The sequence below is a fragment of the Mesorhizobium sp. M7A.F.Ce.TU.012.03.2.1 genome (genome assembly GCF_004006095.1).
Taxonomy (GTDB): Bacteria; Pseudomonadota; Alphaproteobacteria; order Rhizobiales; family Rhizobiaceae; genus Mesorhizobium.
Map to the genome: position 1 here is coordinate 6,042,140 of NZ_CP034779.1, position 23,002 is coordinate 6,065,141.

The 23,002-nt window shown below is 61.3% G+C and carries 23 protein-coding genes; 13 read left to right on the top strand and 10 right to left on the bottom strand.

Features of this window, described 5'->3' with window-relative positions; all coding sequences use genetic code 11:
• Positions 1-64: 64 nt before the first annotated feature.
• A complete protein-coding gene (locus EJ079_RS30075; RefSeq protein ID WP_127268164.1) occupies positions 65-862 on the bottom strand; it encodes a peptidoglycan-binding protein in 798 nt (265 codons plus the stop codon).
• Positions 837-2,567: a PAS domain-containing sensor histidine kinase gene (locus tag EJ079_RS30080; protein WP_127810933.1), complete on the bottom strand. Its 1,731-nt coding sequence runs from the start codon at positions 2,565-2,567 to the stop codon at positions 837-839. The genes EJ079_RS30075 and EJ079_RS30080 overlap by 26 nt, the downstream gene beginning before the upstream one ends.
• 536 nt (positions 2,568-3,103) lie before the next feature.
• Between EJ079_RS30080 and EJ079_RS30085 the strand changes: the two genes are divergently transcribed.
• Together EJ079_RS30085 and EJ079_RS30090 are read left to right on the top strand one after the other, a co-directional pair.
• Complete coding sequence (locus EJ079_RS30085; RefSeq protein ID WP_127810934.1) at positions 3,104-3,457, top strand: DUF5330 domain-containing protein; 354 nt, start codon at positions 3,104-3,106, stop codon at positions 3,455-3,457.
• A gap of 101 nt (positions 3,458-3,558) precedes the next feature.
• Positions 3,559-3,987 carry a SufE family protein gene (locus tag EJ079_RS30090; protein WP_127395284.1) on the top strand — a complete coding sequence of 143 codons (429 nt, stop codon included), beginning with the start codon at positions 3,559-3,561 and terminating at the stop codon, positions 3,985-3,987.
• 167 nt (positions 3,988-4,154) lie between these two features.
• On the opposite strand, the gene EJ079_RS30095 is transcribed toward EJ079_RS30090, so the two are convergent.
• Both EJ079_RS30095 and EJ079_RS30100 read right to left on the bottom strand, forming a co-directional pair.
• Entirely contained in the window at positions 4,155-4,580 is a 426-nt protein-coding gene (locus EJ079_RS30095; RefSeq protein ID WP_013532660.1) for a MucR family transcriptional regulator, read from the bottom strand.
• Between the two features lie 443 nt (positions 4,581-5,023).
• Complete coding sequence (locus tag EJ079_RS30100) at positions 5,024-5,392, bottom strand: SH3 domain-containing protein (protein WP_127268166.1); 369 nt, start codon at positions 5,390-5,392, stop codon at positions 5,024-5,026.
• A gap of 163 nt (positions 5,393-5,555) precedes the next feature.
• On the opposite strand from EJ079_RS30100, the gene EJ079_RS30105 reads away from it, so the two are divergent.
• The 3 genes from EJ079_RS30105 (at position 5,556) to EJ079_RS30115 (ending at position 8,863) form a co-directional block, all read left to right on the top strand.
• On the top strand, positions 5,556-7,679 hold the full coding sequence (locus EJ079_RS30105) for a S9 family peptidase (protein ID WP_127810935.1): 2,124 nt from the start codon (positions 5,556-5,558) through the stop codon (positions 7,677-7,679).
• The gene (locus EJ079_RS30110) at positions 7,676-8,302 is read left to right on the top strand and encodes a LysE family translocator (RefSeq protein ID WP_127395277.1); all 627 of its coding nucleotides are present in this window, start codon (positions 7,676-7,678) and stop codon (positions 8,300-8,302) included. Before EJ079_RS30105 ends, EJ079_RS30110 begins: the two co-directional genes overlap by 4 nt.
• A 156-nt stretch (positions 8,303-8,458) precedes the next feature.
• Positions 8,459-8,863 (top strand): SET domain-containing protein-lysine N-methyltransferase, encoded by a 405-nt coding sequence (locus tag EJ079_RS30115; protein ID WP_127321379.1) that lies wholly within the window; start codon positions 8,459-8,461, stop codon positions 8,861-8,863.
• Here EJ079_RS30115 and EJ079_RS30120 read toward each other — a convergent pair.
• From EJ079_RS30120 to EJ079_RS30135, 4 genes are all read right to left on the bottom strand, one after another.
• Positions 8,860-9,810, bottom strand: a complete 951-nt coding sequence (locus tag EJ079_RS30120; RefSeq protein WP_127810936.1) for a cytochrome c — start codon at positions 9,808-9,810, stop codon at positions 8,860-8,862. The two genes, EJ079_RS30115 and EJ079_RS30120, sit on opposite strands and share 4 nt — an antisense overlap.
• A gap of 9 nt (positions 9,811-9,819) precedes the next feature.
• Positions 9,820-10,257 (bottom strand): cytochrome c, encoded by a 438-nt coding sequence (locus EJ079_RS30125; protein WP_127269954.1) that lies wholly within the window; start codon positions 10,255-10,257, stop codon positions 9,820-9,822.
• A gap of 157 nt (positions 10,258-10,414) precedes the next feature.
• Positions 10,415-11,014, bottom strand: a complete 600-nt coding sequence (locus tag EJ079_RS30130) for a superoxide dismutase (protein WP_013532667.1) — start codon at positions 11,012-11,014, stop codon at positions 10,415-10,417.
• A 106-nt stretch (positions 11,015-11,120) separates the two neighbouring features.
• On the bottom strand, positions 11,121-11,999 hold the full coding sequence (locus EJ079_RS30135; RefSeq protein WP_127269956.1) for a branched-chain amino acid aminotransferase: 879 nt from the start codon (positions 11,997-11,999) through the stop codon (positions 11,121-11,123).
• A 156-nt stretch (positions 12,000-12,155) separates the two neighbouring features.
• Between EJ079_RS30135 and EJ079_RS30140 the strand changes: the two genes are divergently transcribed.
• From EJ079_RS30140 to EJ079_RS30155, 4 genes are all read left to right on the top strand, one after another.
• Entirely contained in the window at positions 12,156-12,818 is a 663-nt protein-coding gene (locus EJ079_RS30140; RefSeq protein ID WP_027035819.1) for a haloacid dehalogenase type II, read from the top strand.
• Positions 12,819-12,988: 170 nt separating this feature from the next.
• On the top strand, positions 12,989-13,813 hold the full coding sequence (locus EJ079_RS30145) for a L,D-transpeptidase (protein WP_127810937.1): 825 nt from the start codon (positions 12,989-12,991) through the stop codon (positions 13,811-13,813).
• Positions 13,814-13,934: 121 nt separating this feature from the next.
• Positions 13,935-15,017 (top strand): alpha/beta fold hydrolase, encoded by a 1,083-nt coding sequence (locus tag EJ079_RS30150; protein WP_127810938.1) that lies wholly within the window; start codon positions 13,935-13,937, stop codon positions 15,015-15,017.
• Between the two features lie 158 nt (positions 15,018-15,175).
• Complete coding sequence (locus tag EJ079_RS30155; RefSeq protein ID WP_127810939.1) at positions 15,176-16,225, top strand: class I SAM-dependent methyltransferase; 1,050 nt, start codon at positions 15,176-15,178, stop codon at positions 16,223-16,225.
• A 142-nt stretch (positions 16,226-16,367) separates the two neighbouring features.
• Here the strand turns inward: EJ079_RS30155 and EJ079_RS30160 are convergent, their stop codons facing one another.
• The gene (locus EJ079_RS30160) at positions 16,368-17,915 is read right to left on the bottom strand and encodes a helicase HerA-like C-terminal domain-containing protein (RefSeq protein ID WP_127810940.1); all 1,548 of its coding nucleotides are present in this window, start codon (positions 17,913-17,915) and stop codon (positions 16,368-16,370) included.
• Between the two features lie 347 nt (positions 17,916-18,262).
• Here EJ079_RS30160 and EJ079_RS30165 point away from each other — a divergent pair, with 347 nt between their 5' ends.
• From EJ079_RS30165 to EJ079_RS30180, 4 genes are all read left to right on the top strand, one after another.
• On the top strand, positions 18,263-19,705 hold the full coding sequence (locus EJ079_RS30165; protein WP_127810941.1) for a methylmalonyl-CoA mutase subunit beta: 1,443 nt from the start codon (positions 18,263-18,265) through the stop codon (positions 19,703-19,705).
• Positions 19,702-21,825, top strand: a complete 2,124-nt coding sequence (scpA, locus tag EJ079_RS30170) for a methylmalonyl-CoA mutase (RefSeq protein WP_127810942.1) — start codon at positions 19,702-19,704, stop codon at positions 21,823-21,825. Before EJ079_RS30165 ends, scpA begins: the two co-directional genes overlap by 4 nt.
• A 70-nt stretch (positions 21,826-21,895) precedes the next feature.
• Complete coding sequence (locus EJ079_RS30175) at positions 21,896-22,117, top strand: AbrB/MazE/SpoVT family DNA-binding domain-containing protein (protein WP_127269970.1); 222 nt, start codon at positions 21,896-21,898, stop codon at positions 22,115-22,117.
• On the top strand, positions 22,114-22,503 hold the full coding sequence (locus tag EJ079_RS30180) for a type II toxin-antitoxin system death-on-curing family toxin (RefSeq protein ID WP_127269972.1): 390 nt from the start codon (positions 22,114-22,116) through the stop codon (positions 22,501-22,503). Before EJ079_RS30175 ends, EJ079_RS30180 begins: the two co-directional genes overlap by 4 nt.
• Here EJ079_RS30180 and greA read toward each other — a convergent pair.
• Positions 22,500-22,973 (bottom strand): transcription elongation factor GreA, encoded by a 474-nt coding sequence (greA, locus tag EJ079_RS30185; protein ID WP_127810943.1) that lies wholly within the window; start codon positions 22,971-22,973, stop codon positions 22,500-22,502. The two genes, EJ079_RS30180 and greA, sit on opposite strands and share 4 nt — an antisense overlap.
• Between the last annotated feature and the right edge of the window lie 29 nt (positions 22,974-23,002).

Below are 23,002 nucleotides of genomic sequence, written 5' to 3' on the forward strand. Positions count from 1 at the left end.
AGCTCCCGAAACTGCCGGTTCTCTATCGATATTTCCGCCGCTGGGCGAGCCGTCGTTTCAGCCGTCAGTTGGTCAGGCCGATCTCGCGCATCTTGACGTAGACGATCTCATCGGGCTCGCCGGTCTGCGGCAGCCCGAACAGCGACTGGAATTCCTTGATCGCCGCCTTGGTGCGCGCGCCGACGACACCATCCAGCTGCATGTCGTCATTGCCGAACGCCTTGAGCCCGGCCTGGATCTTGACGATGCGGGCATCGGGCGCTTGCGTCTCGGCATCCGCCTGCCCGGAATTTGTCTGTCCTGAACCTGTCTGCAAAGACACCGGAACGGCGGCCGGCATATCCGGGCGCGGCTGCGGCCTGGGTACGACGGAAGCGGTTTTCGGCGTCGCGCCCAGTTGATCGAGCAGAAGCGCATCGATCTCGCCGGACGCGTTGAGCCCGACCTTCTGCTGATAGTCCTGGATAGCCTTGCGGGTGTTGGGTCCGGAAATGCCGTCGACCGTTCCCGAATAGAAATCAAGATCCTTCAATATGCCTTGCACCTGCTCGACAACCGGATCGCCCTTGATCGGTGCCGGCGCGCCGGATGGCCGCACGATGTTGAACGTCGTTTCCGGCTCGTCGGGCGCCGCGTGCGGAAAGCCCGCAATGCTGCGGGTCGCGAAGAATGCGCCGGCATGCGGGAAAGGCTGGTACCACAAGGCATTCGCAGAGACGTAGAACAGCGTCACCAGGAATGCCGTCGAGCCGCCCACCAGGACAGGGTTGCGCGAGATCATTCCGCCGACGGCGACAGCGCCGTCCTGAAAGGCGTTGCTGCGGCGCTTGACCGCCTTAGCCTGTTTTGCGGAGCGAGCCATTTCTGTCCCCTTTCGCCATCGCTACAGGCATGGTCAGCACGCCGGCCTTCTCCGCCTGATGTCCCTTCGGTCCGTTCACCGGCAGGCTGATGGTCACCGTGGTGCCCTCGCCCGGCATGCTTTCGATGGACATCGTGCCTTCGTGCAGCGCCACAAGGCCCTTGACCAGTGAAAGGCCAAGACCAGTCCCCTCGAAACGGCGGGTATAGTCGTTCTGGATCTGCATGAAGGGCTTGCCGAGATTGGCGAAATCCTCCTCGGCGATGCCGATGCCGGTATCCCTGACCCAGAAATGCAGGCGCGAACCGATCCGCTTGGCACCGACGACGACGTCGCCGCCGTCGGGGGTGAACTTGATCGCATTGGAGACCAGGTTGATCAGCATCTGCTGCACCGCGCGCTGGTCGGCATTGATGTCGCCGGCGTCCGGCGCGATCTGCGCCCGCAGATCGATGTTCTTGGCCTGCGCCTGCAACTGCATCATCGACTGGCACATGTCGACCGCTTCCGCGAACCGGAACGGCTCCGGCTCGGTCGCATAAACGCCCGATTCAATCCTGGACACGTCGAGTATCGAGGTTACGACGGCGAGCAGATGCTGGCCCGAATCCCTCACCAGGCCGACATATTCCTTCTGGCGCGGATCCTTGAAGCCGCCGAACATCTCATGCAGCAGCATATCCGAGAAGCCGATGATGGCATTCAACGGCGTGCGCAGTTCGTGGCTGACCACCGCCAGGAAGCGGCCCTTCGCCACTTCGGCGGATGCGGCCGCCTCATTGGCCGCCGCGAGATCCTCGCGCAACCGGGCGATCTCGTCATTCTCGCGCAGGACGAGCGTAAAGACGTCACCCTGTTCCTCACCGCGCACCAGATCAAGCGAGAACGGGCGGTAATTGTCGGCCGTCAGGCTATTGCCGTTCTGAGGCAGGCGGATGCGCAATTCGAGCCGGCGCGACAGCGCACCGTCGCGCATGTCGGCCATTGCGCTGAGATAGGAAACGCGATCCGACAGATGGACGCGATCGAAGAGGCCGTTTCCAGACAGCAGTTCGGGCGGCAGTTTCAAAAGCGTGCGCGCTTTCGGCGACGCGTCCAGGACCTCGCCATGGCGGGCGACCCGCAAGACCACCGCATCGATGATTTCTTCGAGCCGGTCGGCAGTGTCGACCACAGCCGCGTCGGCCGTGTTTTGAAACGCCGATGCACGCGGCATCAGCGTAAGCGCCCACGCCAACGGCACCAGCCAGTGCCACGCCGCGATCTGCGCTCCTGCGAACGGAAATACGGTTCCAGCCAAAGGCTGAGCCAGGATGGCGACAGCGGCCGACACGGCTCCCCACAGTGCTGCACGTCGCGAGCCGCCGATCCACCAGGCTTCGAAAGGCAGCGCCAGGACAAGCATGGCGACAGGCGAACTCAGCCCGCCCGCGGCGGCAATGAGACTGCCGAGAGAAATGCCGGCCAGCATCAGGGCGAGCCCACTCGCCATCGCCATCTTGCCGGTCGCCGCCACCAGCAAGGCGACGAACCAGCACAGGCCAAAGGCGGCGAAGATGGCGGCCATGGTGACGGCAACGCCCATGCCTGAAGTGACCAGGGTGACCGCGGCGCCGGCGGCAAAGAAAGGAGCGGCGAGCATGACGCCGATGAAACGGCGCTGGCGCTCGCGGTCGCTCCGCCCAAGGATGGACGGATGGACCATACGTTCGCAACCGGCAGAAATCGCGCCAGGCAATTCAACGTATCTGGCCTTGATTGAACTCAACTCAACGCACTCGCACTTGTCGTGGACAGCTCTGCTTTGCAGATGGTTCTGGTTGGCTTTGAAACTGGCATCCAGCGTTTAAGGAATGGATAAGGCAAGGCCGACCAAGGCCCTGGCCTGCGGCAAATATCGGGATGCCGGCCGCCGAAAGCACGGGCAAATGCAGCCATAGTAAACGGAGAGTTATCCGGCGACGGCACCTATCGGACAGGCGCACACGGCACCCGGACTTCCACATTCCAAGAAAAATACAGGAAAATCATTGGGATGTATGGTTATTTGTTGTTAAGGAAAATCACTGGCAATTGAGACAAATCGATCGCAGAACGCTTCGTCTCGAATTTGCCTAAAATTTGAGGAAAATTCTCTCTTTGCCCGCAAGCCGTCCTTTGCGCCTGTGTGCCAAGATCCTGCCTACAAAAGAGGTCATGCCATATGGATGCATGATCCGGTCACGACGAGAGGGCAAGGGCATGGTCTTCCTCATAAGAATGGCTTTCTGGTTTTCGCTGGTGCTGCTGGCGCTGCCGCTGGCTGTCGGCCCCGATGAATCGGGCCGCGAAAGCGTCGGGCCGATCCAGGCCTTGTTTGCGGCACGCGAAGCGGTTGGCGATATCGCCGGCATTTGCGAACGCAAGCCCGATGTCTGCGAGACTGGCAAGTCGGCAATGCACACCATCACCGCCCGCGCCCAGGAGACCGCCAAGATCGCGGCAGCGATGATGGACGACAAGTCCGCCGCCGGCCCCGACACGGCGACGATGACCGGCAGCCTGCCCGAAGAAATCGTCTTGCCCGAGACCGTCAACCTGCCGCCTCAGAATTAAGCCGTTTCGACGGCGCACCGCGGGCTGTCTGCCCTCTCGACGCCCGCGGTGTCCTTGTTTTTTCCGTGACGCGGCGCCGCCGCGTGACTATATCCGGCATTATGACCACCACGATCCAGACGATCCGCGACGATTTTTCGTTCCTCGAGGAATGGGAAGACCGCTATCGCTATGTCATCGAACTCGGCGAGGCGCTGCCGCCATTTCCCGACGAGCAGCGCAGCGCCGCCAACAAGGTGCCGGGATGCGTCAGTCAGGTCTGGTTGACCACCGAACGCGGGGCTGGAGCCGACCCAGTCATCACCTTCACGGGCGATTCGGACGCTCACATAGTGCGTGGACTGGTTGCGATCATACTTGCGCTGTTTTCCGGCAGGACCGCCAGCGAAATCCAGCAGACCGATGCGGAAGCGACAGCGAAAGAACTCGGCCTCGACGAACATCTGTCGCCGCAGCGCGCCAACGGCCTTCGCTCGATGGTCAAGCGCATCAAGCGCGACGCCGAGGCAGCGCTCAAGCAGACCGCCTGACACCTTCATACCGGATCCGCGCCTCGCGGCGCAAAAATCAAACGGCGCCCGAAGGCGCCGTTGATGTCGATCCGATCTGGCTTATTTTGACGCAATTCCCAAGGGAGAGCTCTATGCGCTTTCCCGGGAAAACCGTTTCACTTTTTCTTGAATTGCTCTGGCAGCGATTACCGCGCTTTGCGCTTGCGGCCGAGGCCCATCTTCTTGGCAAGCTGTGACCGGGCAGCCGCATAGTTGGGTGCAACCATCGGATAGGTCGGGTCAAGGTTCCACTTTTCGCGATACTGGTCCGGTGTCAGGTCATAGTGGGTCATCAAATGGCGCTTCAGCGACTTGAACTTCTTGCCGTCTTCAAGGCAGACGATGTAGTCGTCATGAACCGACCGCTTCGGGTTGACCGCCGGCTTCTGCTTGTCGGCAGGCGGCTGTTCGGCGGTTCCGCCCACACGCCCGAGCGCAGCATGGACATCGGATATCAGGTTCGGCAATTCGCCGACCGGCACGGGATTGTTACTGACATAGGCGGCCACCACATCGGCGGTCAATTCGATCAGCGCATCGCTGTTTCTGGAAGGTGTTTCGACAATATCCATGGTCTTCGGGCCCCAACAAGAGTTACATCGATCTGCGCCCTTTTTTACAAGCAGGGCATCGCACGAATTTTGTGCAGGTAGAGTTTCTACGATTCGTGTCGCGGGCACATCAATGAGCGCCCAGACCAAGTAAGTCAATTCGGCCCTTACGCTATATTGAGCGATATTGATCAATTATTCCGCGATCAGCTTCAATCTTTCGTGCATTGTGTAATTTATCGATATTTCGCGCGCTCGCCGGCAACGGCTGACGCAACGTCAGCTCGCCGTTACATTCGCGGCATCTCACGAAATGGGTTTTAATGTTTGATTTTGCTTAGCTATCGTCGGGCAATATTGGTTGTTCATATTTGTCCGCAAAACCACAGGTTGCCGTGGTCATACGCAAGCAATCAGGCGACATGCCTGTCATCCGGCGGATCGGCTGATTGCTGCCGGATCAATCAATGCGGCGTGATGTATTTGCCATACGCCCAGCCGGTGACGAATTTGCCGTTCTGGGCCGGATCATGCCAGACTTCGCACCAGCGAAAACGAATCTTTTGTTCCTGCTTCCATGCCGGCTGGTTGGCGATGTCGAGCAGGTTTATTCCGCCGGTGCATCGCCCGGTCATCTGCAGAACGGTCCCGTTCGGATATGCGGCCTGCTTCTGGGATGCGCCCGAAGGGTATTTGCGCACATTGAGCGTGTCGCCGAACGGCACATTGGCCACTTGCCAAGCCGCGAATACGGTCGCATGAGACTGGCCGGCAAAGGCCAGAGTTAGTGAAGCAACGGCGAAAGCCGCAGCAGTCCGAGACCAAATAGTCATCATCTCTCCTCCCGGCTCATCTCCTGGAGCCGACACAATCCATACGCTCCGGCTCTTGAACCTGCCCTGATCGGCGTGTTCATTCGCCGTTCAAGATATTCTCCATTCGAGATGGTCCATTCAAGATACTGGCCCATTGAAGATACTGGCAAAGCGAGACGCAATGACCAAGACATCCATATTTCCGATCGTCAGCCCGCCAACGCCCGAGAAGCGGCCGGTTTCCGACACGCATCATGGCATCACGCGAACCGACGACTATGCCTGGCTGCGGGCCGACAACTGGCAGGAAATGTTTCGCGACCCGTCATTGCTCGATACCGGGATCCGCGCAGAACTCGAGGCGGAGAATGCCTACCAGTCAAAGCTGATGGCCGACACGGTCGAACTGCAAAAGCAGCTTTTCAAGGAGATGAAGGGCCGTATCAAGGAAGACGATTCTTCCGTGCCGATGAAGGATGGGCCCTATGCCTATGGCTCGTCCTTCAAACTTGGTGGCGAGCAGCCGCGCTATTTCCGCATGCCGCGAGACGGCGGTGCCGAGCATATCCTGCTCGATGGTGACGCGGAGGCCGCGGGCAAGGCCTATTTCCGTCTTGGCGGCGTCGACCATTCGGCCGACCACGCAAGGCTGCTGTGGGCATTCGACGACAAGGGCTCCGAATTCTACACGCTTCGCGTGCGTGACCTTGCCGACGGCAGGGAACTTGCGGACCAGATCCCCGACACCGGCGGTTCAGGTGTCTGGAACGCCGGCAATGACGGCTTCTTCTATACACGTCTCGATCCCAACCACCGCCCGTCGAAGGTGCTGTTCCATGCGCTTGGCGACAGCCCGCAAAGCGACCGGCTGATCTATGAGGAAACCGATCCCGGCTTCTTCATGAATGTCGACGGCACCCGCAACAACGAGTGGATCATGATCGGCATCAACGATCACGAGACCTCGGAATACCGCCTGATGCGCGCCGACGATCCGTTTGCCGAACCGAAACTGGTGTCGCAGCGCGAGATTGGCCTTCAGTACGAGTTGGAAGAAGGCGGCGATATCTTCTTCATCCTGACCAATGCCGACGGCGCCAAGGACTTCAAGATCATGACGGCACCAGCGGGCGATCCCGTGCGCGCCAACTGGCAGGAACTGGTGCCGCACGAGCCCGGCCGGCTGATCCTGTCGGTGATCGGCTTCAGGGACCACATGGTTCGGCTCGAACGCAAGGAAGGCCTGCCGCGCATTGTGGTGCGCGACCGCACCAGCGGCGAGGAGCATCTTCTGTCCCTCGACGAGGAGGCCTTCTCGCTCGGCCTGTCGGGTTCCTATGAGTACGACACCGAGATCATGCGCTTTTCCTACTCGTCGATGACGACGCCGGCCCAGGTGTTCGACTACAATATGCGCACCCGCGAGCGGGTATTGCTGAAGACCCAGGAAGTGCCGTCCGGCCATGATGCGGACCACTATGTCACGCGGCGGCTGATGGCGCCGGCCAGCGATGGCGAACTGGTGCCGATCTCGCTTTTGCACCATCGCGACACGCCGCTGGACGGATCCGCACCTTGCCTGCTTTACGGCTACGGCTCCTATGGCATCACCGTGCCCGCCGCCTTCAACACCAACTGGTTCTCGCTGGTCGACCGTGGCTTCGTCTTCGCCATCGCCCACGTTCGCGGCGGCAAGGACAAGGGCTATGGCTGGTACGATGACGGCAAGCGGGAGCACAAGATGAACACGTTCACCGATTTCATCGCCGTCGCGCGCCATCTGGTGACGGAGCGTTACACGGCGCATGACCGTATCGTCGCCCAGGGCGGTTCGGCCGGCGGCATGCTGATGGGTGCCGTCGCCAACATGGCGCCGGATTGTTTTGGCGGCATCGTCGCCGAGGTTCCCTTCGTCGATGTCCTCACCACCATGCTCGATGCGACCCTGCCGCTGACGCCGCCGGAATGGCCCGAATGGGGCAACCCGATCGCGTCCGCCGACGACTACCGGACCATTGCCGCCTACTCGCCCTATGACAATGTCGCTGATCACGACTATCCGCCGATCCTGGCGCTGGCCGGTCTCACCGATCCGCGCGTCACCTATTGGGAACCGGCCAAATGGGTGGCCCGGCTGCGCGACCGCAAGAGCGGGGACAATCCGGTTCTGTTCAAGATCAACATGGATTCCGGCCATGCCGGTGCCTCCGGCCGGTTTTCGCGGCTGGAGGAGATCGCCTACACCTATTCCTTCGCGCTGAAGGTGATGGGTAAGGCGCAGCCTACGGGAGAAATCGACCGATGATCGATCTCGCTACACTGATTGCTTATGTCGCGGTTGTGCTCGGCTTCGTCTTCATCCCCGGCCCGGCCACGCTCTTTACCATAGCGCGGGCAACGAGTTCCGGAACCAAGGTTGGCATCGCGACCGGCGCCGGGATCGCTGTCGGCGACATCTTTCACACCGTCATGGCCATGATCGGCATATCGGCGATCATCGCCGCATCGGCGACGCTGTTCAGCGTCATAAAGTACATCGGCGCGGCCTACCTGGTTTATCTCGGCATTCGCGCGATCATGGAGAAAACACCAGGCGGCCCGGCTGCCGGCGCGCTTGCGATCTCTGCCGGGAAGGCGTTTCGACAGGCTGTCCTGACCGAAGTGCTCAACCCCAAGACCGCTCTGTTCTTCCTTGCCTTCCTGCCTCAGTTCGTGCGGCCTGAAAACGGGACGGTGATGCTTCAGATGACCGTGTTGGGGGCCATCTTCGTCGTACTGGGCCTTTTCAGCACGGTCGTCTTTGCCGTGAGCGCTGGCCGGCTCGGCACGTTCCTGCGCCGAAATCCGTCGGTGTTACGATGGCAGGGCAAAGTTGTCGGCGGCATCTACTGCGCTTTGGGCGTCCGTCTGGCGCTGCAGCAACGCTGACTCCAGACGATGATCGACGCGCCTTCCGAAGAGGCTGCGTGATCAGGGCTTTTTAGGTTCCCGTTGCTCATTTTCACTCGCAATTGCGATGACCGCGCGCTACCCAGTGCGCGGTTTTTCCCGGCCCGACAGCCTCCAATCGCGTAAAGGTCCATTATGCTGCTCGTCGACGTCTATCTCGACAAATCGCCTATCCAGGGAATCGGCGTCTTTGCCAAGAACCACATTCCTCGCGGCACTCTGATCTGGAAGCTGGACCCAAGGTTCGATCGGCTCATCGAGGTCGAGACTTATGAACGTGCGGCCGGTCCGGTGAAGAGCTATCTCGATCGCTACTCCTATCCCGACCGCCGCGATCCGAACTACATCGTCTTCGAAGCCGACGACGCGCGCTACATGAACCATGCCGACGAGCCGAACTGCGACGTCTCCTCACCGGAGGAGAGCTTTGCGCTGCGCGACATCGCGCCTGGCGAAGAGCTGACCTGCAACTACAACCATTTCTTCGAGACGGGTTTCGATTTTCTCGGCGACCGCCACCTGTCTGAAGACTCGGTCTAGTTTGCCGTCTTCTTGCGGGCCGGATAGCCGTTTGGATGCGCCGGTATCGCCTTCAGATAGGCGGCGATGGCCGCACGGTCCTGCGGCGTCAGTTCGGCCATGTTCCGTTGGACATCGACCATGGCCCCGCCGACCGAATCGAAATCGGGCGTGAAGCCGGTTTCGAGATAGTTGGCGATATCGGCCTCCGACCATTCGGCGAGACCGCCCTCGCCCGATGTGATGTTCGGCACGACGCCATTGCCTTCGGCGGCCACGGCGCCCGCCATCCACTCGTTCTTCTTCGTGCCGCCCGCAGGATCGCGCGGCGTGTGGCATTCGCCGCAATGGCCCGGACCCTCGACCAGGTAGCGGCCTGCCATCACCGGATCAGGCGTGCCTTCGGGGAAGGCAACAACCGGCTGGTCGCTGAGATAGAGCAATTTCCACAGGCCGATGCCGCGGCGGACATTGAAGGGGAAATCGAGCGAATTGCCCGCTGCCTTGCCGGCGACGGACGGCAACGTCTTCAAGAAGGCATAGAGATCGCCAATGTCAGCCGGATTCATGCGCGCGTAGGATGCATAGGGAAACGCCGGATAGAAATGCTCACCAGAAGGCGACACGCCCTTCAGCATGGCAGTGGCGAGGTCCTCGACAGACCATGCGCCGATACCGTCCCTGGGATCTTGCGAAATGTTGGGCGGCACGAAGGTTCCGAACGGCGTCTTGAGTTCAAGGCCACCCACGAGTTGAAGCCGGGCGTCGCCCTGTGAGCCCGGCTTTGCATGGCAGGATGTGCAACCGCCGGCATAAAAGATGCGCTTGCCCCTGGCTGCGTCGCCAGGACCGAGCTTGGCCAGGGTTTCCCTGTCGAGCCTCACCGGCGCCGACAGGACCCACCCGGCAACCGCGCCGACGCCGCCCAGAATGACGACGGCGCCGACAAGTTTCTTCAGCCATGCCATGGCTGGTGATCAGCCCTTCTTGATTCTGTAGCCTTGATGGCAGGTGCCGCAATCCGAGCCGATAGCGCCGACTTGCGCCTTCAGCGCGTCGGCATCGGCGGGAGCCGCAGCGACCGCGGCCTTCACGTCTGCGAGATATTTGTCCTCGGCTGCGTTGAAGCCAGCCATGTCTTGCCAGATCTTCGGCGAGGCCGTGGTATCGCCGGTGTCGCTGCCGGCCGGAAACAGCGCATCGGCATCGAATTTTTCCGCATTCGCCTGCAACGCCTGAAGTTGCGTCAGCACAGCCGCGGCATCAAAGGGCTCCTCGCCCTTGACAACTTTCGACAGGCCGCCGACGATCTTTCCACGTTCCTTCATCAGTGCCTGCCGGTCGAGGACCGGGTCGGCAAAAGCCGCCGAGGCCGCGAGTGCGAGCATAGAGATGGCGATAACAAGCTTTCTCATTCAATTGGCTCCATGATGAAGGCATTTCGGGACAGGACGTTAACGGATGCCGTAGGAGGAAAATTCCCTCCCCGGACGACTTTTGCCAGACCTTTGCTTTTTATGGGACACTGAAAAAGAAAAGCCCCGGGTGATACCGGGGCTTCCTGGAAATCGATCACTTCGCCTTTTCGTACAATTCAAGGACATGGTCCCAGTTGATCAGGCTGTCGACGAACGCCTCGAGATATTTCGGCCGGGCGTTGCGATAGTCGATGTAATAGGAATGCTCCCAGACATCGACCCCGAGGATCGGCGACGCGCCATGGACGAGCGGGTTCTCGCCGTTCGGCGTCTTCGAGATCGCCAGCTTGCCATCCTTGACGGAAACCCAGGCCCAGCCGGAACCGAACTGGGTCGTGCCGGCGGCAATGAAGTCGGCCTTGAACTTGTCATAGCCACCGAGATCGCTATCAACTGCCTTCTGCAAGGCGCCCGGCAGCTTGTTGCCGCCGCCGCCTTTCTTCATCCACTTCCAGAAATGGATATGGTTGTAGTGCTGGGCGGCATTGTTGAAGAGGCCGGCATTCTTGCCGAACGACTGCTTGACCACCTCTTCGACCGACAGATCACCCAAGCCTGCCTCGGCGGCGAGCTTGTTTCCGTTATCGACATACGCCTTGTGGTGCTTGTCGTGGTGATATTCCAGCGTCTCTTTCGACATGTAAGGCTGCAAGGCCTCATAGTCGTAAGGCAGAGCGGGCAATTCAAAGGCCATGGATAGTACTCCCTCGTGGAAAAATCCGGTGTCGATACCGGAGTAAGATAGGTCTGGAATGGATTGGGACAACTCCGGATGAAGCGTCGGTCGCCTTTTTATCCGCTCAAGCAGCGGAAGTCGAATGCGCCCAATCCCAATAGAGTTCGCGCGCCTTTTTGGCCACCGGCCCGGGTTGCAGATTGCGATCCTCGATACGCGTGACCGGCACGACCTTGGAATGGTTCCCGGTCGAAAAAATTTCGTCCGCTTCGAGGAAATCGCGCACCGACAGCGTCTTTTCCGTGGTCTTGAACCCATACTCGCCAAGCAGCGTTATCGTGCGCGAGCGGGTGATGCCGGACAGGAAGGTGCCGTTCGGCGCCGGTGTAAAGACATGACCGTCCTTGACCAGGAAGATGTTCGAGGTCCCGGTCTCGGCAACGTTGCCCAGCATGTCGAGCACCATTGCGTTGTCGAAGCCGCGCATCTTGGCTTCGAGAATGGCCCGGCCGTTGTTGGGGTAAAGGCAGCCGGCCTTGGCGTTGGTCGGCATGGTTTCGATGGTCGGACGCCGGAACGGCGACACGGTCACCGAAAAGCCAGTCGCCGGAATCATCGGCGATTCATAGAGGCAAAGGCAAAAGCGGGTAGACGCCGGATCGGCCGGGACGCCCATATAGCCGCCATGCTCGGCCCAGTACATCGGCCTGATATAGACCGCCGTCTTGCCGTCGAACTTCTTCAACCCGTCCCATGTCAGCCCGACGATCTTGTCGGCGCTCATGTTCGGCTTCAGGCCGAGTGCGATCGCCGAAGAATTCACCCTGGCGGCATGGAGGTCGAGATCCGGCGCCACGCCTTCGAACCAGCGGCCACCGTCGAACACGCTGGTGCCGAGCCACATGGCGTGGCTGCGCGGCCCCAGAATGGCGACGTTGCCCTCGTGCCAATCACCATCGACGAAAGTCCATGTCGCGGATTGCGCCGCAGCCGCCAGTGTCATCGTGTGGTCCCGCCTCAATCGGTCTCGTGTGACGGCCATTGGAAGATGCTTTGGCGGGCGCCGTCAACCGGCACATGGAGTTTTGTTGAGGCCAGTGCCGGGGCGCAATGCAATCAAAGCTTGCACCTTGTCGCACCTGCCCTCAAAACTGTTGTCATGCAATACGCCGCCTATGTCTTCGACGCCTATGGCACGCTGTTCGACGTGCATGCCGCCGTGCGTCGTCATGCCGACCGGATCGGGCCGGACGGCCAATTGTTGTCCGAGATCTGGCGCGCCAAGCAGCTCGAATATTCCTGGGTGCGCACGCTGATGGGCGCCTATGCCGATTTCTGGCAACTGACCGAACAGGCGCTCGATTTCGCCTTGCGCAAGGTTCCCTCGGCCGACCCCGGTCTCAAGGCGATATTGCTGGATGCCTACTGGCGGCTGGATTGCTATCCGGAAGTGCCGGCCGTGCTCAAGGCGCTCAAGGCTTCGGGAGCGAGGCTGGCGATCCTGTCCAACGGCTCGCCCGAAATGCTGCAGGCGGCGGTCAAATCCGCCGCGCTCGACCAGGTTCTGGATGACATCTATTCCGTCGATAGGGTGCGGCGCTTCAAGACCGACCCGGCGGTCTACGACATGGTCGCCACCGGCTGGCGCCTCTACCCCGGCGCGGTTTCCTTTCAGTCGTCCAATCGCTGGGACATTGCTGGCGCCACCAAATTCGGTTTTCGCACTGTGTGGATCAACCGCTCCAACCAGCCCGAAGAATACCGGGATTTCCCACCGGCCCTTATCCTGCCGTCGCTCGAAGCCCTTGTGCCCGGCAGCTAGAAAACCTGTGTCTCTGGCGCCACAGTAGCAGCCTGGTCACAGCTTCGCCTTTGTTTGCCCACGTTCGGGCCAGAATCGGAACCGCCTATCGCCCCAGGTGTTGTCAGGCACCCGCGCAACTGTCGGCGAATTCACGTTTTGTTGCGATTTGAGACTTAAAGAAGGCAACCATGTCCATAACCGAAATCGAATCTTTTCGCCTGAGCCGTCGCGGCTTTCTCAACGCCGCAGCCTTGGGCGCCGCTTCGATCGCGGTTTCCGCATGCGCCACCACCGGGCCGGGTCCGGTCGAGCCGCCGCCACCAACCTATGTCGAGCCGCCTCTGGCCGATTATGTGACGATGTACGCCGCTGTCAGCGACGGCGGCTTCGATTTGCCGGCCATCCCCGTCGACCAGATCGATCCGCAGTTCCTGCGTCAGATCGTTCCCGACCCGACGGGACAGAAGCCGGGAACCATAGTCGTCGATACCACCGGCCACTTCCTTTATCTGGTTCGTCCGGGCGGTCAGGCGATACGCTACGGTGTCGGCCTTGGCCGTGCCGGCTTCGAATGGTCCGGCGACGCCGTCGTTCAGTGGAAGCAGAAATGGCCGAAGTGGACGCCGCCGGATGAAATGATCGCCCGTCAGCCGGAATTGAAGCCCTATAGCGCCGACAATGGCGGCATGCCCGGCGGCCTGAAGAACCCGCTCGGCGCACGCGCGCTCTATCTGTTCCAGGGCAATGTCGACACGCTTTATCGTCTGCACGGCTCGCCGGAGTGGCGGTCGATCGGCAAGTCGGTGTCGTCAGGCTGCGTGCGACTGATGAACCAGGACATTATCGACCTCTATGATCGCGTGCCCTCGAAGACTCCGGTCGTCGTGACCAGCGACGCCAGCCAACCCATGGTGGCGACGGCCAACCGACAGGCGATCCCGATCGACGCCGGCGTGCCGGACGGATCGGTGCTGCTTGGACCGGTCAAGGCGATCACGAATTCGATTTTCTGATCAGGCGAAGGAGCGGCGGTTGCGACGCTCCTTCACCGGATTGTCTCTCTGAAACGGAAACGATTCTGCGTCGGCGGAGACCGGTCTGTCGCGTGGCGTCCCACTGCGATATTCTGGGGTGATGAAACTCAGCCAGAGCATACGGTTCTGCACGTCCGAGGACGGTACCCGCATCGCTGTCGCATCGTGCGGGGAAGGCAAGGTGATCGTTCGGGCGGCGCACTGGCTGAGCCATGTCGACTATGATCTCGCAAGCCCGGTTTGGCGGCCATGGCTCCAGGCCCTTTCGGCCCACAACCAGTTTGTTCGCTACGATCCACGCGGCTGCGGTCTGTCGGATCGCCATGTCGCCGACCTCTCGATCGAAGCGTGGCACGCAGACCTGGACGCCGTGACGGCGACCATTGAGCAGCCAAGTTTCGTTCTGCTCGGTCTTTCGCAAGGCGGCGCTCTCAGCATCGCCTATGCGCTGCGGCATCCTGAGCGGGTGTCGCATCTGGTGCTGCTGAATGCCTATGGCCAAGGTGCGAGAGTTCGAGCACACACCGAGGCCGAGCGGTTGGAAGCCGAAACACTCGTCAATTTCGTGCGCATCGGCTGGGGACGTGAAAATCCTGCGTTCTGCCAGTTCTTCACCAACCTTTTCATTCCCAACGGGACACAAGAACAGCATCGCTGGTGGGGCGATCTTGAGCGCGTGACGGCAAGCGCCGACGTAGCCGCCCGCCTGCTCTGGCAGATGCAAGGGATCGACGTCCTCGACCTCGCGGTAAAACTCCGCGTCCCGACGTTGATCGCGCACAGCCGCGGGGACATGCGCGTGCCGTTCGATGAAGGCTGCAAGCTTGCCGCAGCGATCCCTGGAGCCCGCTTCCTGCCGCTTGAAAGCAAAAATCACGTTCTCCTGCCGACCGAGCCAGCCTGGAAGGTGTTCCAGGATGAACTCGATGCCTTCCTCGGACATGAGCGGCCCAGGCAGCCACGCGCAATCCGAGAGGCTGGCCTGACACCTGCAGAGGCGGCGCTTCTTGATCTGGTCAAACAGGGACTGGACAACCGCGCGATCGCGCAGCGCTTGAGCAAGAGCGTGAAGACCGTGCGCAATCAACTGTCGATGACCTTCAGCAAGCTCGGCGTCCACAGCCGATCGCAGGCAATCGTGATGACGCTCTCCGACAGAGAACGAGCGCCCCAGCCCGATTGAGTTCCTCGCAGACCACAAACAAGGGACTTCTGTCCCTATTTGCGTTCGCTTTCACTTCCCCCACGGGACCGCTGCATCATGCCCATCATCAGAGGGGGGCTCATCCTCGGAATCGACGGAACGACAAGCCGTCGTCCGAAGATCAGGAGGAACCCGACATGACGCAACTCAATGAAACCAAGCTCAATGAACTGGTAGGCCGCGTTCTGGCAGACCTTGGTGGTGCAGTCAGCGTGCCGCTGGTTCGGATCGGAGATGCGCTGGGTCTCTACAAAACGCTCAAGGAAATCGGCCCTGCGAAGGCCGACGAACTTGCCGATGCTGCAGGATGCGCGCGTCGCTACGTTCGTGAATGGCTGTCGGCGCAGGCGGCGTCCGGCTACGTGTACTATGAACATGGACGGTTTTCGCTGACGCCCGAGCAGTCATTCGTATTTGCCGAATCCGACAGCCCGGTCCATCTGATTGGCGGGTTCGACACCGCGGCTGCTATGGTCGAGAACCAGCCAAAAGTGGAATCGGCTTTCAAGACCGGGCGAGGCGTTGCCTGGGGCGATCAGGCAGGGTGTCTGTTTTGCGCCGTGTCACGTCTGTTTCGGCCGGGTTATGTCAATGCCCTGGTGAAGGACTGGCTGCCGGCGCTTGACGGTGTCGTAGCCAAGTTGAAGGCAGGGGCATCGGTGGCCGACGTTGGGTGTGGGCACGGTCTGTCGACGATCCTGATGGCGCAGGCGTTCCCCGCCTCCCGCTTCATAGGTTACGACTTCCATCCAGCCTCGATTGCCGCCGCGACCGCGCATGCCCGGTCGTACGGACTGACGAACCTGAGTTTCGAGGTCGGCCGGGCGCAAGATTTTGGCGGGCGTGACTTCGATCTGATCACCTGCTTCGACTGCCTACACGATATGGGCGACCCAAAGGCCGCGGCGGTGCATATTCGCAAATCGCTAAAAGAGGGCGGCACCTGGATGGTTGTCGAACCAATGGCGGGAGATACTCTGGAGGAAAATATCAATCCCGTCGGACGGCTGTACTACTCGGCCTCGACAATGATCTGCGTTCCCACATCACTGGCACAGGAGACAGGCCTCGCGCTCGGCGCTCAAGCAGGAGAGAACCGGCTGACGGAGGTGATCCGGTCAGGTGGGTTCTCTCGCGTCCGGCGGGCCGCCCAGACCCCACTCAACATGGTGCTCGAAGCGACCTGACGCAGAAAAGGTCGGTTCAGGCCCTACTCGAACCGGCCAACGTCTTTCCGGCAAAACCGGCTGTCCCAGTGCCGCTTATCCGATGCGGCTCCAAGCCACGGACATTTCGCCAAAGCGGATGCCCCTGCCTTGGATCCGAAGCTCATCGTCCCCTCGACAGACTCCCCAATATGCCGCGCACGATTGCCCGGCCGACCGACGAGCCAACCGAGCGCACCACCGACTTGATCGCCGCCTCGGCCACCGTCTGGCGGTTGGACGGGCGCGGTGCAGATGTGCGCCTGCCACCCGATTGCGGCGCGGGATCGTCATTGCCGAAGCCCGGAATGGTCCAGCGCGAGCCGCCGCTGCCGGCCTGCTGGGCCTGCTCTTCGGCATCCTGCGCGTCCTTAGCTTTTTTTTGCAGCATTTCGAAAGCCGACTCGCGATCGACGGCCTGATCGTACTGGCCGGCGACCGGGCTTTCCTGGATCAGCTTTTGTCGCTCGGCTGCCGTTATCGGTCCAAGGCGCGACGACGGCGGGCGGATCAGGGTCCGCTGCACCATGGACGGGACACCCTTGGCCTCCAGCGTCGAGACCAGCGCTTCGCCCGTGGCAAGCTGGGTAATGGCGGTCATGCAGTCGAAATCGGGATTTGGCCGGAACGTTTCGGCCGCCGTCCTCACCGCCTGCTGCTCACGCGGCGTATAGGCGCGCAGCGCGTGCTGGACGCGATTGCCGAGCTGGGCCAGGACTTTTTCAGGGATATCCAACGGGTTCTGCGTGACGAAATAGACGCCGACGCCCTTCGAGCGGATCAGTCGGACCACTTGTTCGACGCGATCGATCAGCACCTTGGGTGCTTCGTCGAACAGAAGATGCGCCTCGTCGAAAAAGAACACCAGCTTCGGCTTGTCGGGGTCGCCGACTTCCGGCAGCACCTCGAACAGTTCCGACATCAGCCATAGCAGGAAGGTCGCGTAGAGCCGCGGATTCATCATCAGCTTGTCGGCGGCAAGCACGCTGATGGCGCCGCGTCCGTCGCGGGTGGTGCGCATGATATCGGCGATACGCAGTGCCGGTTCGCCGAAGAAATTTGCGGCTCCCTGTTGCTCCAGGACCAGCAGCGTGCGCTGGATAGCCCCGACCGATGGCTTCGTCACGTTGCCATAGCGTGAGCCGATCTCGTCGGCGCGCTCGGCGATGTTGGCGAGCAGCGCCTGCAGGTCCTTCATGTCGAGCAGCAGCAGGCCTTCCTCGTCCGCCAGGCGGAAGGCGATGTTCATGATGCCTTCCTGCGCCTCCGTCAGGTTCATCAGGCGCGACAGCAACAACGGCCCCATTTCCGAGACCGTGGCGCGGATGGGATGACCCTGCTCGCCGAACAAGTCCCAGAAAATAACGGGAAATTCCTGGAAGTCATAAGGATCTAGCTTGACCTGTTCGGCCCGCTTGACGAGGAAATCCTGTGCCGTGCTCATCATCGCGATGCCCGATAGATCGCCCTTGATGTCGGCGCAGAACACCGGCACGCCGGCGTTGGAAAATCCTTCGGCCAGGATCTGCAAGGTGACAGTCTTGCCGGTACCGGTGGCGCCGGTCACCAGGCCATGACGATTCCCATATTGCAGCAACAGTTGCTCGGCACGCTGATAGCTGTCGTCGGGCTTGCGGCTGGCGCCGATGAAAATACTGGTGTCGTCAGCCATATGTCCGGTCTCCGCAAACTGATGTGTCTAAAGCCAGGGGCCTTGCCGCAGGTATAGTGAGGCCATTGCGCAGCGACAATGCCATTCGTCCAAATCGGGGCCCTTCGTCCAAATCCGGGCCATTCGCCCAAATCCGGGCCATTCGTCCAAATCGCCCCATTCGGTCAAATCGGGTTTTTGGAGCTTGCGGATTTTGCCGCTGTTTGGCAATCGTCGTCCATGCGGACTGACCTATATCTGATGGATCGAATCCGGTCTCTGAAAGCGCATTGCATTGCGATATCGGACCGGGGACCGTAGACTGGACCGCTCCCGGCTGGTGCGGCCGTATGAAACGAGGAGGACGGATGGGCGCCGGAGCCTTGATCCAGGACGTGGAACCCGAAAACATCGAGCGCCAGCGATGGCTCGCCTTGGCGGAAAAGGCTTTGGCAGGCGCTTCCTTCGAGGAAAGGCTGGTCTCGCACAGCGACGACAACATCCGTATCGAACCGCTCTACGACCGCAGCACTGCGGCGGAACCGATCGTGCGCGCAAACCCGAAATCGTCATGGATCGTCAGCCAGCGGGTCGACGATCCCGACACCAACCGCGCCAGAAGCCAAGCGCTGGAAGATGTGGCACAGGGTGCCACGGGATTGTCGCTGGTCTTCGAGGGGGCGCCGAACGCGTTCGGATACGGCTTGCCGAGAACGGCGGAGGCGTTGGAGGCGGTGCTGGACGGCATACCGCTCAACCGCATCCAGGTTCGCATCGACGCCCATCCCTGGAGCCGCGCCGTGGCCGACTGGCTGGTCGCTTTCCTGAGCAAGCGGCGGTCGGACCCGGCAAAACTCAACCTCTCCTTCGGCATCGATCCAGCAGCGATCTTCGCGGGAACGGGTCGGCTGCGCATGTCGATCGAGGCGCTGCGGGCCTCCATGCCGCAGTCGCTGGCGCATTTCTTCGCGATGGGCGTTCCGGGCGTGCTGCTGGAAGCTGACGGGCGCGTGTTCCACAATGCCGGCGCCACGGAAGCGCAGGAACTTGGCATCATGCTGGCTTCGGCTGTCTCCTACCTCAGAATGTTCGAGACGGCGCGGCAGCCGCTTGTCTATGCCGCACCTCATATCGGTTTTGCACTCAGCGTCGACCAGGACCAGTTGCTGTCGATAGCCAAGATGCGGGCGCTGCGCAGCCTCTGGGCGCGGGTGCAGGAGGCTTGTTCGATCCCGACATCCACGGCCAGTATCCATGCCGAGACGTCGTTTCGCATGATGACGGCGATGGACCCGGAGACCAACATCCTGCGCACCACCATTGCATGCTTTGCCGCGGCGTGCGGCGGCGCCGATTCGATCTCCATCCTGCCGCACACGATCGCGCACGGTCTGCCGGCGGGTTTTGCCCGTCGTGTTGCCCGCAACACGCAGCTGATCATGGCCAATGAAAGCCATATCGATCATGTCACCGATCCCGCCTATGGTTCCGGCGCTGTGGAAGCGCTGACCGCGGAATTGTGCGAACTGGCCTGGGCGGAGTTGCAGACGATCGAAGCCGAGGGCGGTGTCCTGTCCAGCCTTCAGGACGGACACATCCAGAAGCGCGTCCACGCAGCGGCGGAGCAGCGCAATGCAGCCTACCGCACAGGCCAACGGGCCATCGTCGGCACCACGCTCTATCCATCGAAAGACGAACGTCCGGTCGAGACGCTGGCGGCGGAACGGCGGCCGGCCTTCACCGAAGGCGTTGCCGTCTGCGAGCCGCTGTTTCCAGTCCGCATCGACCAATCGATCGGAGCCGGCTCTTGATCCCGGACTTCGGCCAGATCGGCTGGGTCCCGCCACGCCGCACGCCTGTCGAGGTCAAAGGCCAGCGGACCACGCCGGAAGGGCTCATTGCCAAGCATCTGTACAATCAAAGCGATCTCAAGGGGCTGCCGCATCTCGACACCTATCCGGGGCTGCCGCCCTTCGTGCGCGGCCCCTACCCGACCATGTATGTCCAGCAGCCCTGGACGATCCGGCAATATGCCGGTTTCTCGACGGCCGAAGATTCCAACGCCTTTTACCGGCGCAACCTTGCCGCCGGCCAGAAGGGGCTGTCGGTCGCCTTCGATCTCGCCACGCATCGCGGCTATGACAGCGACCACCCGCGCGTTGCCGGCGATGTTGGCATGGCGGGCGTCGCCATCGATTCCATCCTCGACATGCGGCAGCTCTTCGACGGCATTCCGCTCGACGAGATGACGGTATCGATGACGATGAACGGCGCGGTGCTGCCGATCATGGCGCTTTACATCGTCGCCGCGGAAGAACAGGGCGTTGCACAGAGGGATCTCGCCGGGACCATTCAGAACGACATTTTGAAGGAGTTCATGGTCCGCAACACCTACATCTATCCGCCAAAACCTTCGATGCGGATCGTGTCGGACATCTTCTCATACACATCGAAGAACATGCCGAAGTTCAATTCGATATCGATCTCCGGCTATCACATGCAGGAGGCCGGCGCGACGGCCGACCTTGAGCTCGCCTACACGATCGCCGATGGCATCGAATATGCCCGCGCCGGCGTCGCGGCGGGCCTCGACATCGACCGCTTTGCGCCTCGCCTGTCCTTCTTCTGGGCCATCGGCATGAATTTCTTCATGGAAGTCGCCAAGCTGCGGGCCGCGCGCCTGTTGTGGGCGACCCTGATGCAGAAGAATTTTTCGCCCAAGGACGAGCGCTCGCTGTCGCTGCGCACCCATTGCCAGACTTCTGGCTGGTCGCTGACGGCGCAGGATCCCTACAACAACATCATCCGCACCATGATCGAGGCGATGGCTGCAACGCAGGGCCACACCCAGTCGCTGCACACCAATTCCTTCGACGAGGCGATGGCGCTGCCGACCGACCACTCGGCGCGGATCGCCCGCAACACCCAGCTCATCCTGCAAAAGGAATCCGGCACCACGCGCATCATCGACCCGTGGGGCGGTTCGGCCTATCTCGAACGGCTGACGCATGATCTGGCGGCGCGCGCTCTTGCCCACATCGAGGAGGTCGAGGCGCTCGGCGGCATGGCAGCGGCGACCGAACAGGGCATTCCCAAGCTGCGCATCGAGGAAGCCGCCGCGCGCACGCAGGCGCGCATCGATTCCGGCGAGCAGATGCTGGTCGGCGTCAACGCCCATCGGCCCGAGACCGACATCGAGGTCGACGTGCTGAAGATCGACAATGCCGAGGTCAGGGCCCGGCAATTGTCGAAGCTGCAACGGCTGAAGGGCACGCGCGACGTCGCCGCCGTCGAAAGCGCGCTCGATGAGCTGACCCGTGCCGCGCAAGGCAATGAAAACCTGCTGGAATTCGCCATCCGAGCGGCGCGCGCCAATGCCACGGTCGGCGAGATTTCATTCGCGTTGGAAAGGGCGTTTGGGCGCCACGTCGCCACGGTACAGACCATTTCCGGGGTCTATCGGAAGGCGCTTGGCGATCATCCCGTGGTCGACGGTCTGCAGGACAAGCTTGACGCCTTCGAGAAGAAGACCGGCGGCAAGCCGCGCATCCTGGTCGCCAAGATGGGACAGGACGGCCACGACCGCGGCCAGAAGGTCATCGCCACGGCCTTCGCCGATCTCGGCTTCGACGTCACCGTCGGCGCGATGTTCCAGACACCGGAGGAGATCGCCAAGCTGGCGGTCGCACAGGACGTCCACATCGTCGGCGCCTCGTCGCTGGCGGCGGGACATCTGACGCTGATCCCCGAACTGCGCGACGCGCTGAAAAAGCTCGGCTGCGGCGACATGCTGATCGTCGCCGGCGGCGTCATCCCACCGCAAGACTATGACGCGGTGCGACAGGCCGGCGCTGCCGAGATCTTCCCGCCGGGAACTGTTATTCCGGAGGCGGCGGATCGGCTGCTGGACCGGCTGCTGGCGGTCCGCTAGGCTTGTTATAATACCTGTTGCAACTTCTCGCCGGTCGAGTTATAATCGGCGTTGCAACAGGATATCTGTCATGAACACGACCATTCGCAAGATCGGTAATTCGGAAGGTGTGATCCTGCCCAAGGATCTGCTCGATCGTCTGAACATGAAGACAGGTGATCAGCTCCAGATCGTCGAAACGGACAAGGGCATTGCCCTTGAGCCGATGGACGACAGTTTCGAGCGGCAGATGGAAGCTGCTCGCAAGGTCATGGACAAATACAAGGTCGCGCTTCAGAAGCTCGCCGAATGAGCTGGGAGTTCCTTACCCGGCGTGCGGTTGAAGCGATGCATGCCGAGCAGTTGCGCAGGCATGGCGGTGCTCAAGGTTTGAGAGATGAAAATGCTCTCGAATCTGCGCTCGCGCGTGCCGAGAACAAGGCCAACTACGAAAACCCTTCGGTTGAAGACCTAGCAGCCGCCTATGTCTTCGGCATCGCAAGAAATCATGCCTTTGTCGACGGCAACAAGCGCACGGCCATAGTTGCAGCCGGTGCATTTTTGATCGTGAACGGCCATGTCCTGACAGCCGACAACGGCACGCTCTACGAATTCGTCATGGCCGTTGCTTCAGGCGAGATCGATGAAGCCGGAGCCGCGGCGTTCTTCCGCGACCATGTCGTCAAGATCGAGGATTAGCTCTCGGAAAGCTTGACGATTTCCCATTCCTTGCCGTTGACGCTGGCCAAGTCGCCGATCTTCTTGCCGAATAGGGCGACCGCCATCGGCGAAACATGCGAAATGCTACCCTTGGTGGGATCAGCCTCGTCTTCGCCGACAATTTTCCAGTGGACCTTCCTGCCGTCATTGCTCTCGATCGTGACGCCCATGCCGAAGCGCACAAGGTTACTGCCCGGCTCCGGCACCGAGAGTTCGGCGCTTTCACGCCGGGCGGTCCAATAGCGCAGGTCGCGCGACACGACCGCGATGCGCTCGCGGTCGGCTTTGCGTTCGGCCTTCGCCAGTATGTCGCGCAGATCGGCGAGATTGTCCTCGATCTGCGCCAGGCCGCGTTCCGTCACCAGATTGCGATGGTGGCTGACCGGCCGCTCACCGACGCCGGCGATGGCATTTTCGCTGTCTTCCTCGCGGGTGAAAGCTCTGCTCATTTCCTGAACTTAGGCCCGCAGAGGCTGCT

Bases quoted from the DNA above. Each gene is read 5' to 3' on its own strand.
- EJ079_RS30180 (WP_127269972.1), top strand. From the start codon at position 22,114: ATGAGCTGGGAGTTCCTTACCCGGCGTGCGGTTGAAGCGATGCATGCC.
- EJ079_RS30135 (WP_127269956.1), bottom strand. From the start codon at position 11,999: ATGACACTGGCGGCTGCGGCGCAATCCGCGACATGGACTTTCGTCGAT.
- EJ079_RS30080 (WP_127810933.1), bottom strand. From the start codon at position 2,567: ATGGTCCATCCGTCCATCCTTGGGCGGAGCGACCGCGAGCGCCAGCGC.
- EJ079_RS30085 (WP_127810934.1), top strand. From the start codon at position 3,104: ATGGTCTTCCTCATAAGAATGGCTTTCTGGTTTTCGCTGGTGCTGCTG.
- EJ079_RS30090 (WP_127395284.1), top strand. From the start codon at position 3,559: ATGACCACCACGATCCAGACGATCCGCGACGATTTTTCGTTCCTCGAG.
- EJ079_RS30150 (WP_127810938.1), top strand. From the start codon at position 13,935: ATGAAACTCAGCCAGAGCATACGGTTCTGCACGTCCGAGGACGGTACC.
- EJ079_RS30125 (WP_127269954.1), bottom strand. From the start codon at position 10,257: ATGAGAAAGCTTGTTATCGCCATCTCTATGCTCGCACTCGCGGCCTCG.
- EJ079_RS30095 (WP_013532660.1), bottom strand. From the start codon at position 4,580: ATGGATATTGTCGAAACACCTTCCAGAAACAGCGATGCGCTGATCGAA.
- EJ079_RS30165 (WP_127810941.1), top strand. From the start codon at position 18,263: ATGGGCGCCGGAGCCTTGATCCAGGACGTGGAACCCGAAAACATCGAG.
- EJ079_RS30140 (WP_027035819.1), top strand. From the start codon at position 12,156: ATGCAATACGCCGCCTATGTCTTCGACGCCTATGGCACGCTGTTCGAC.
- EJ079_RS30175 (WP_127269970.1), top strand. From the start codon at position 21,896: ATGAACACGACCATTCGCAAGATCGGTAATTCGGAAGGTGTGATCCTG.
- EJ079_RS30110 (WP_127395277.1), top strand. From the start codon at position 7,676: ATGATCGATCTCGCTACACTGATTGCTTATGTCGCGGTTGTGCTCGGC.
- EJ079_RS30105 (WP_127810935.1), top strand. From the start codon at position 5,556: ATGACCAAGACATCCATATTTCCGATCGTCAGCCCGCCAACGCCCGAG.
- EJ079_RS30075 (WP_127268164.1), bottom strand. From the start codon at position 862: ATGGCTCGCTCCGCAAAACAGGCTAAGGCGGTCAAGCGCCGCAGCAAC.
- EJ079_RS30100 (WP_127268166.1), bottom strand. From the start codon at position 5,392: ATGACTATTTGGTCTCGGACTGCTGCGGCTTTCGCCGTTGCTTCACTA.
- EJ079_RS30145 (WP_127810937.1), top strand. From the start codon at position 12,989: ATGTCCATAACCGAAATCGAATCTTTTCGCCTGAGCCGTCGCGGCTTT.
- EJ079_RS30120 (WP_127810936.1), bottom strand. From the start codon at position 9,810: ATGGCATGGCTGAAGAAACTTGTCGGCGCCGTCGTCATTCTGGGCGGC.
- EJ079_RS30115 (WP_127321379.1), top strand. From the start codon at position 8,459: ATGCTGCTCGTCGACGTCTATCTCGACAAATCGCCTATCCAGGGAATC.
- greA (WP_127810943.1), bottom strand. From the start codon at position 22,973: ATGAGCAGAGCTTTCACCCGCGAGGAAGACAGCGAAAATGCCATCGCC.
- EJ079_RS30130 (WP_013532667.1), bottom strand. From the start codon at position 11,014: ATGGCCTTTGAATTGCCCGCTCTGCCTTACGACTATGAGGCCTTGCAG.
- EJ079_RS30155 (WP_127810939.1), top strand. From the start codon at position 15,176: ATGACGCAACTCAATGAAACCAAGCTCAATGAACTGGTAGGCCGCGTT.
- EJ079_RS30160 (WP_127810940.1), bottom strand. From the start codon at position 17,915: ATGGCTGACGACACCAGTATTTTCATCGGCGCCAGCCGCAAGCCCGAC.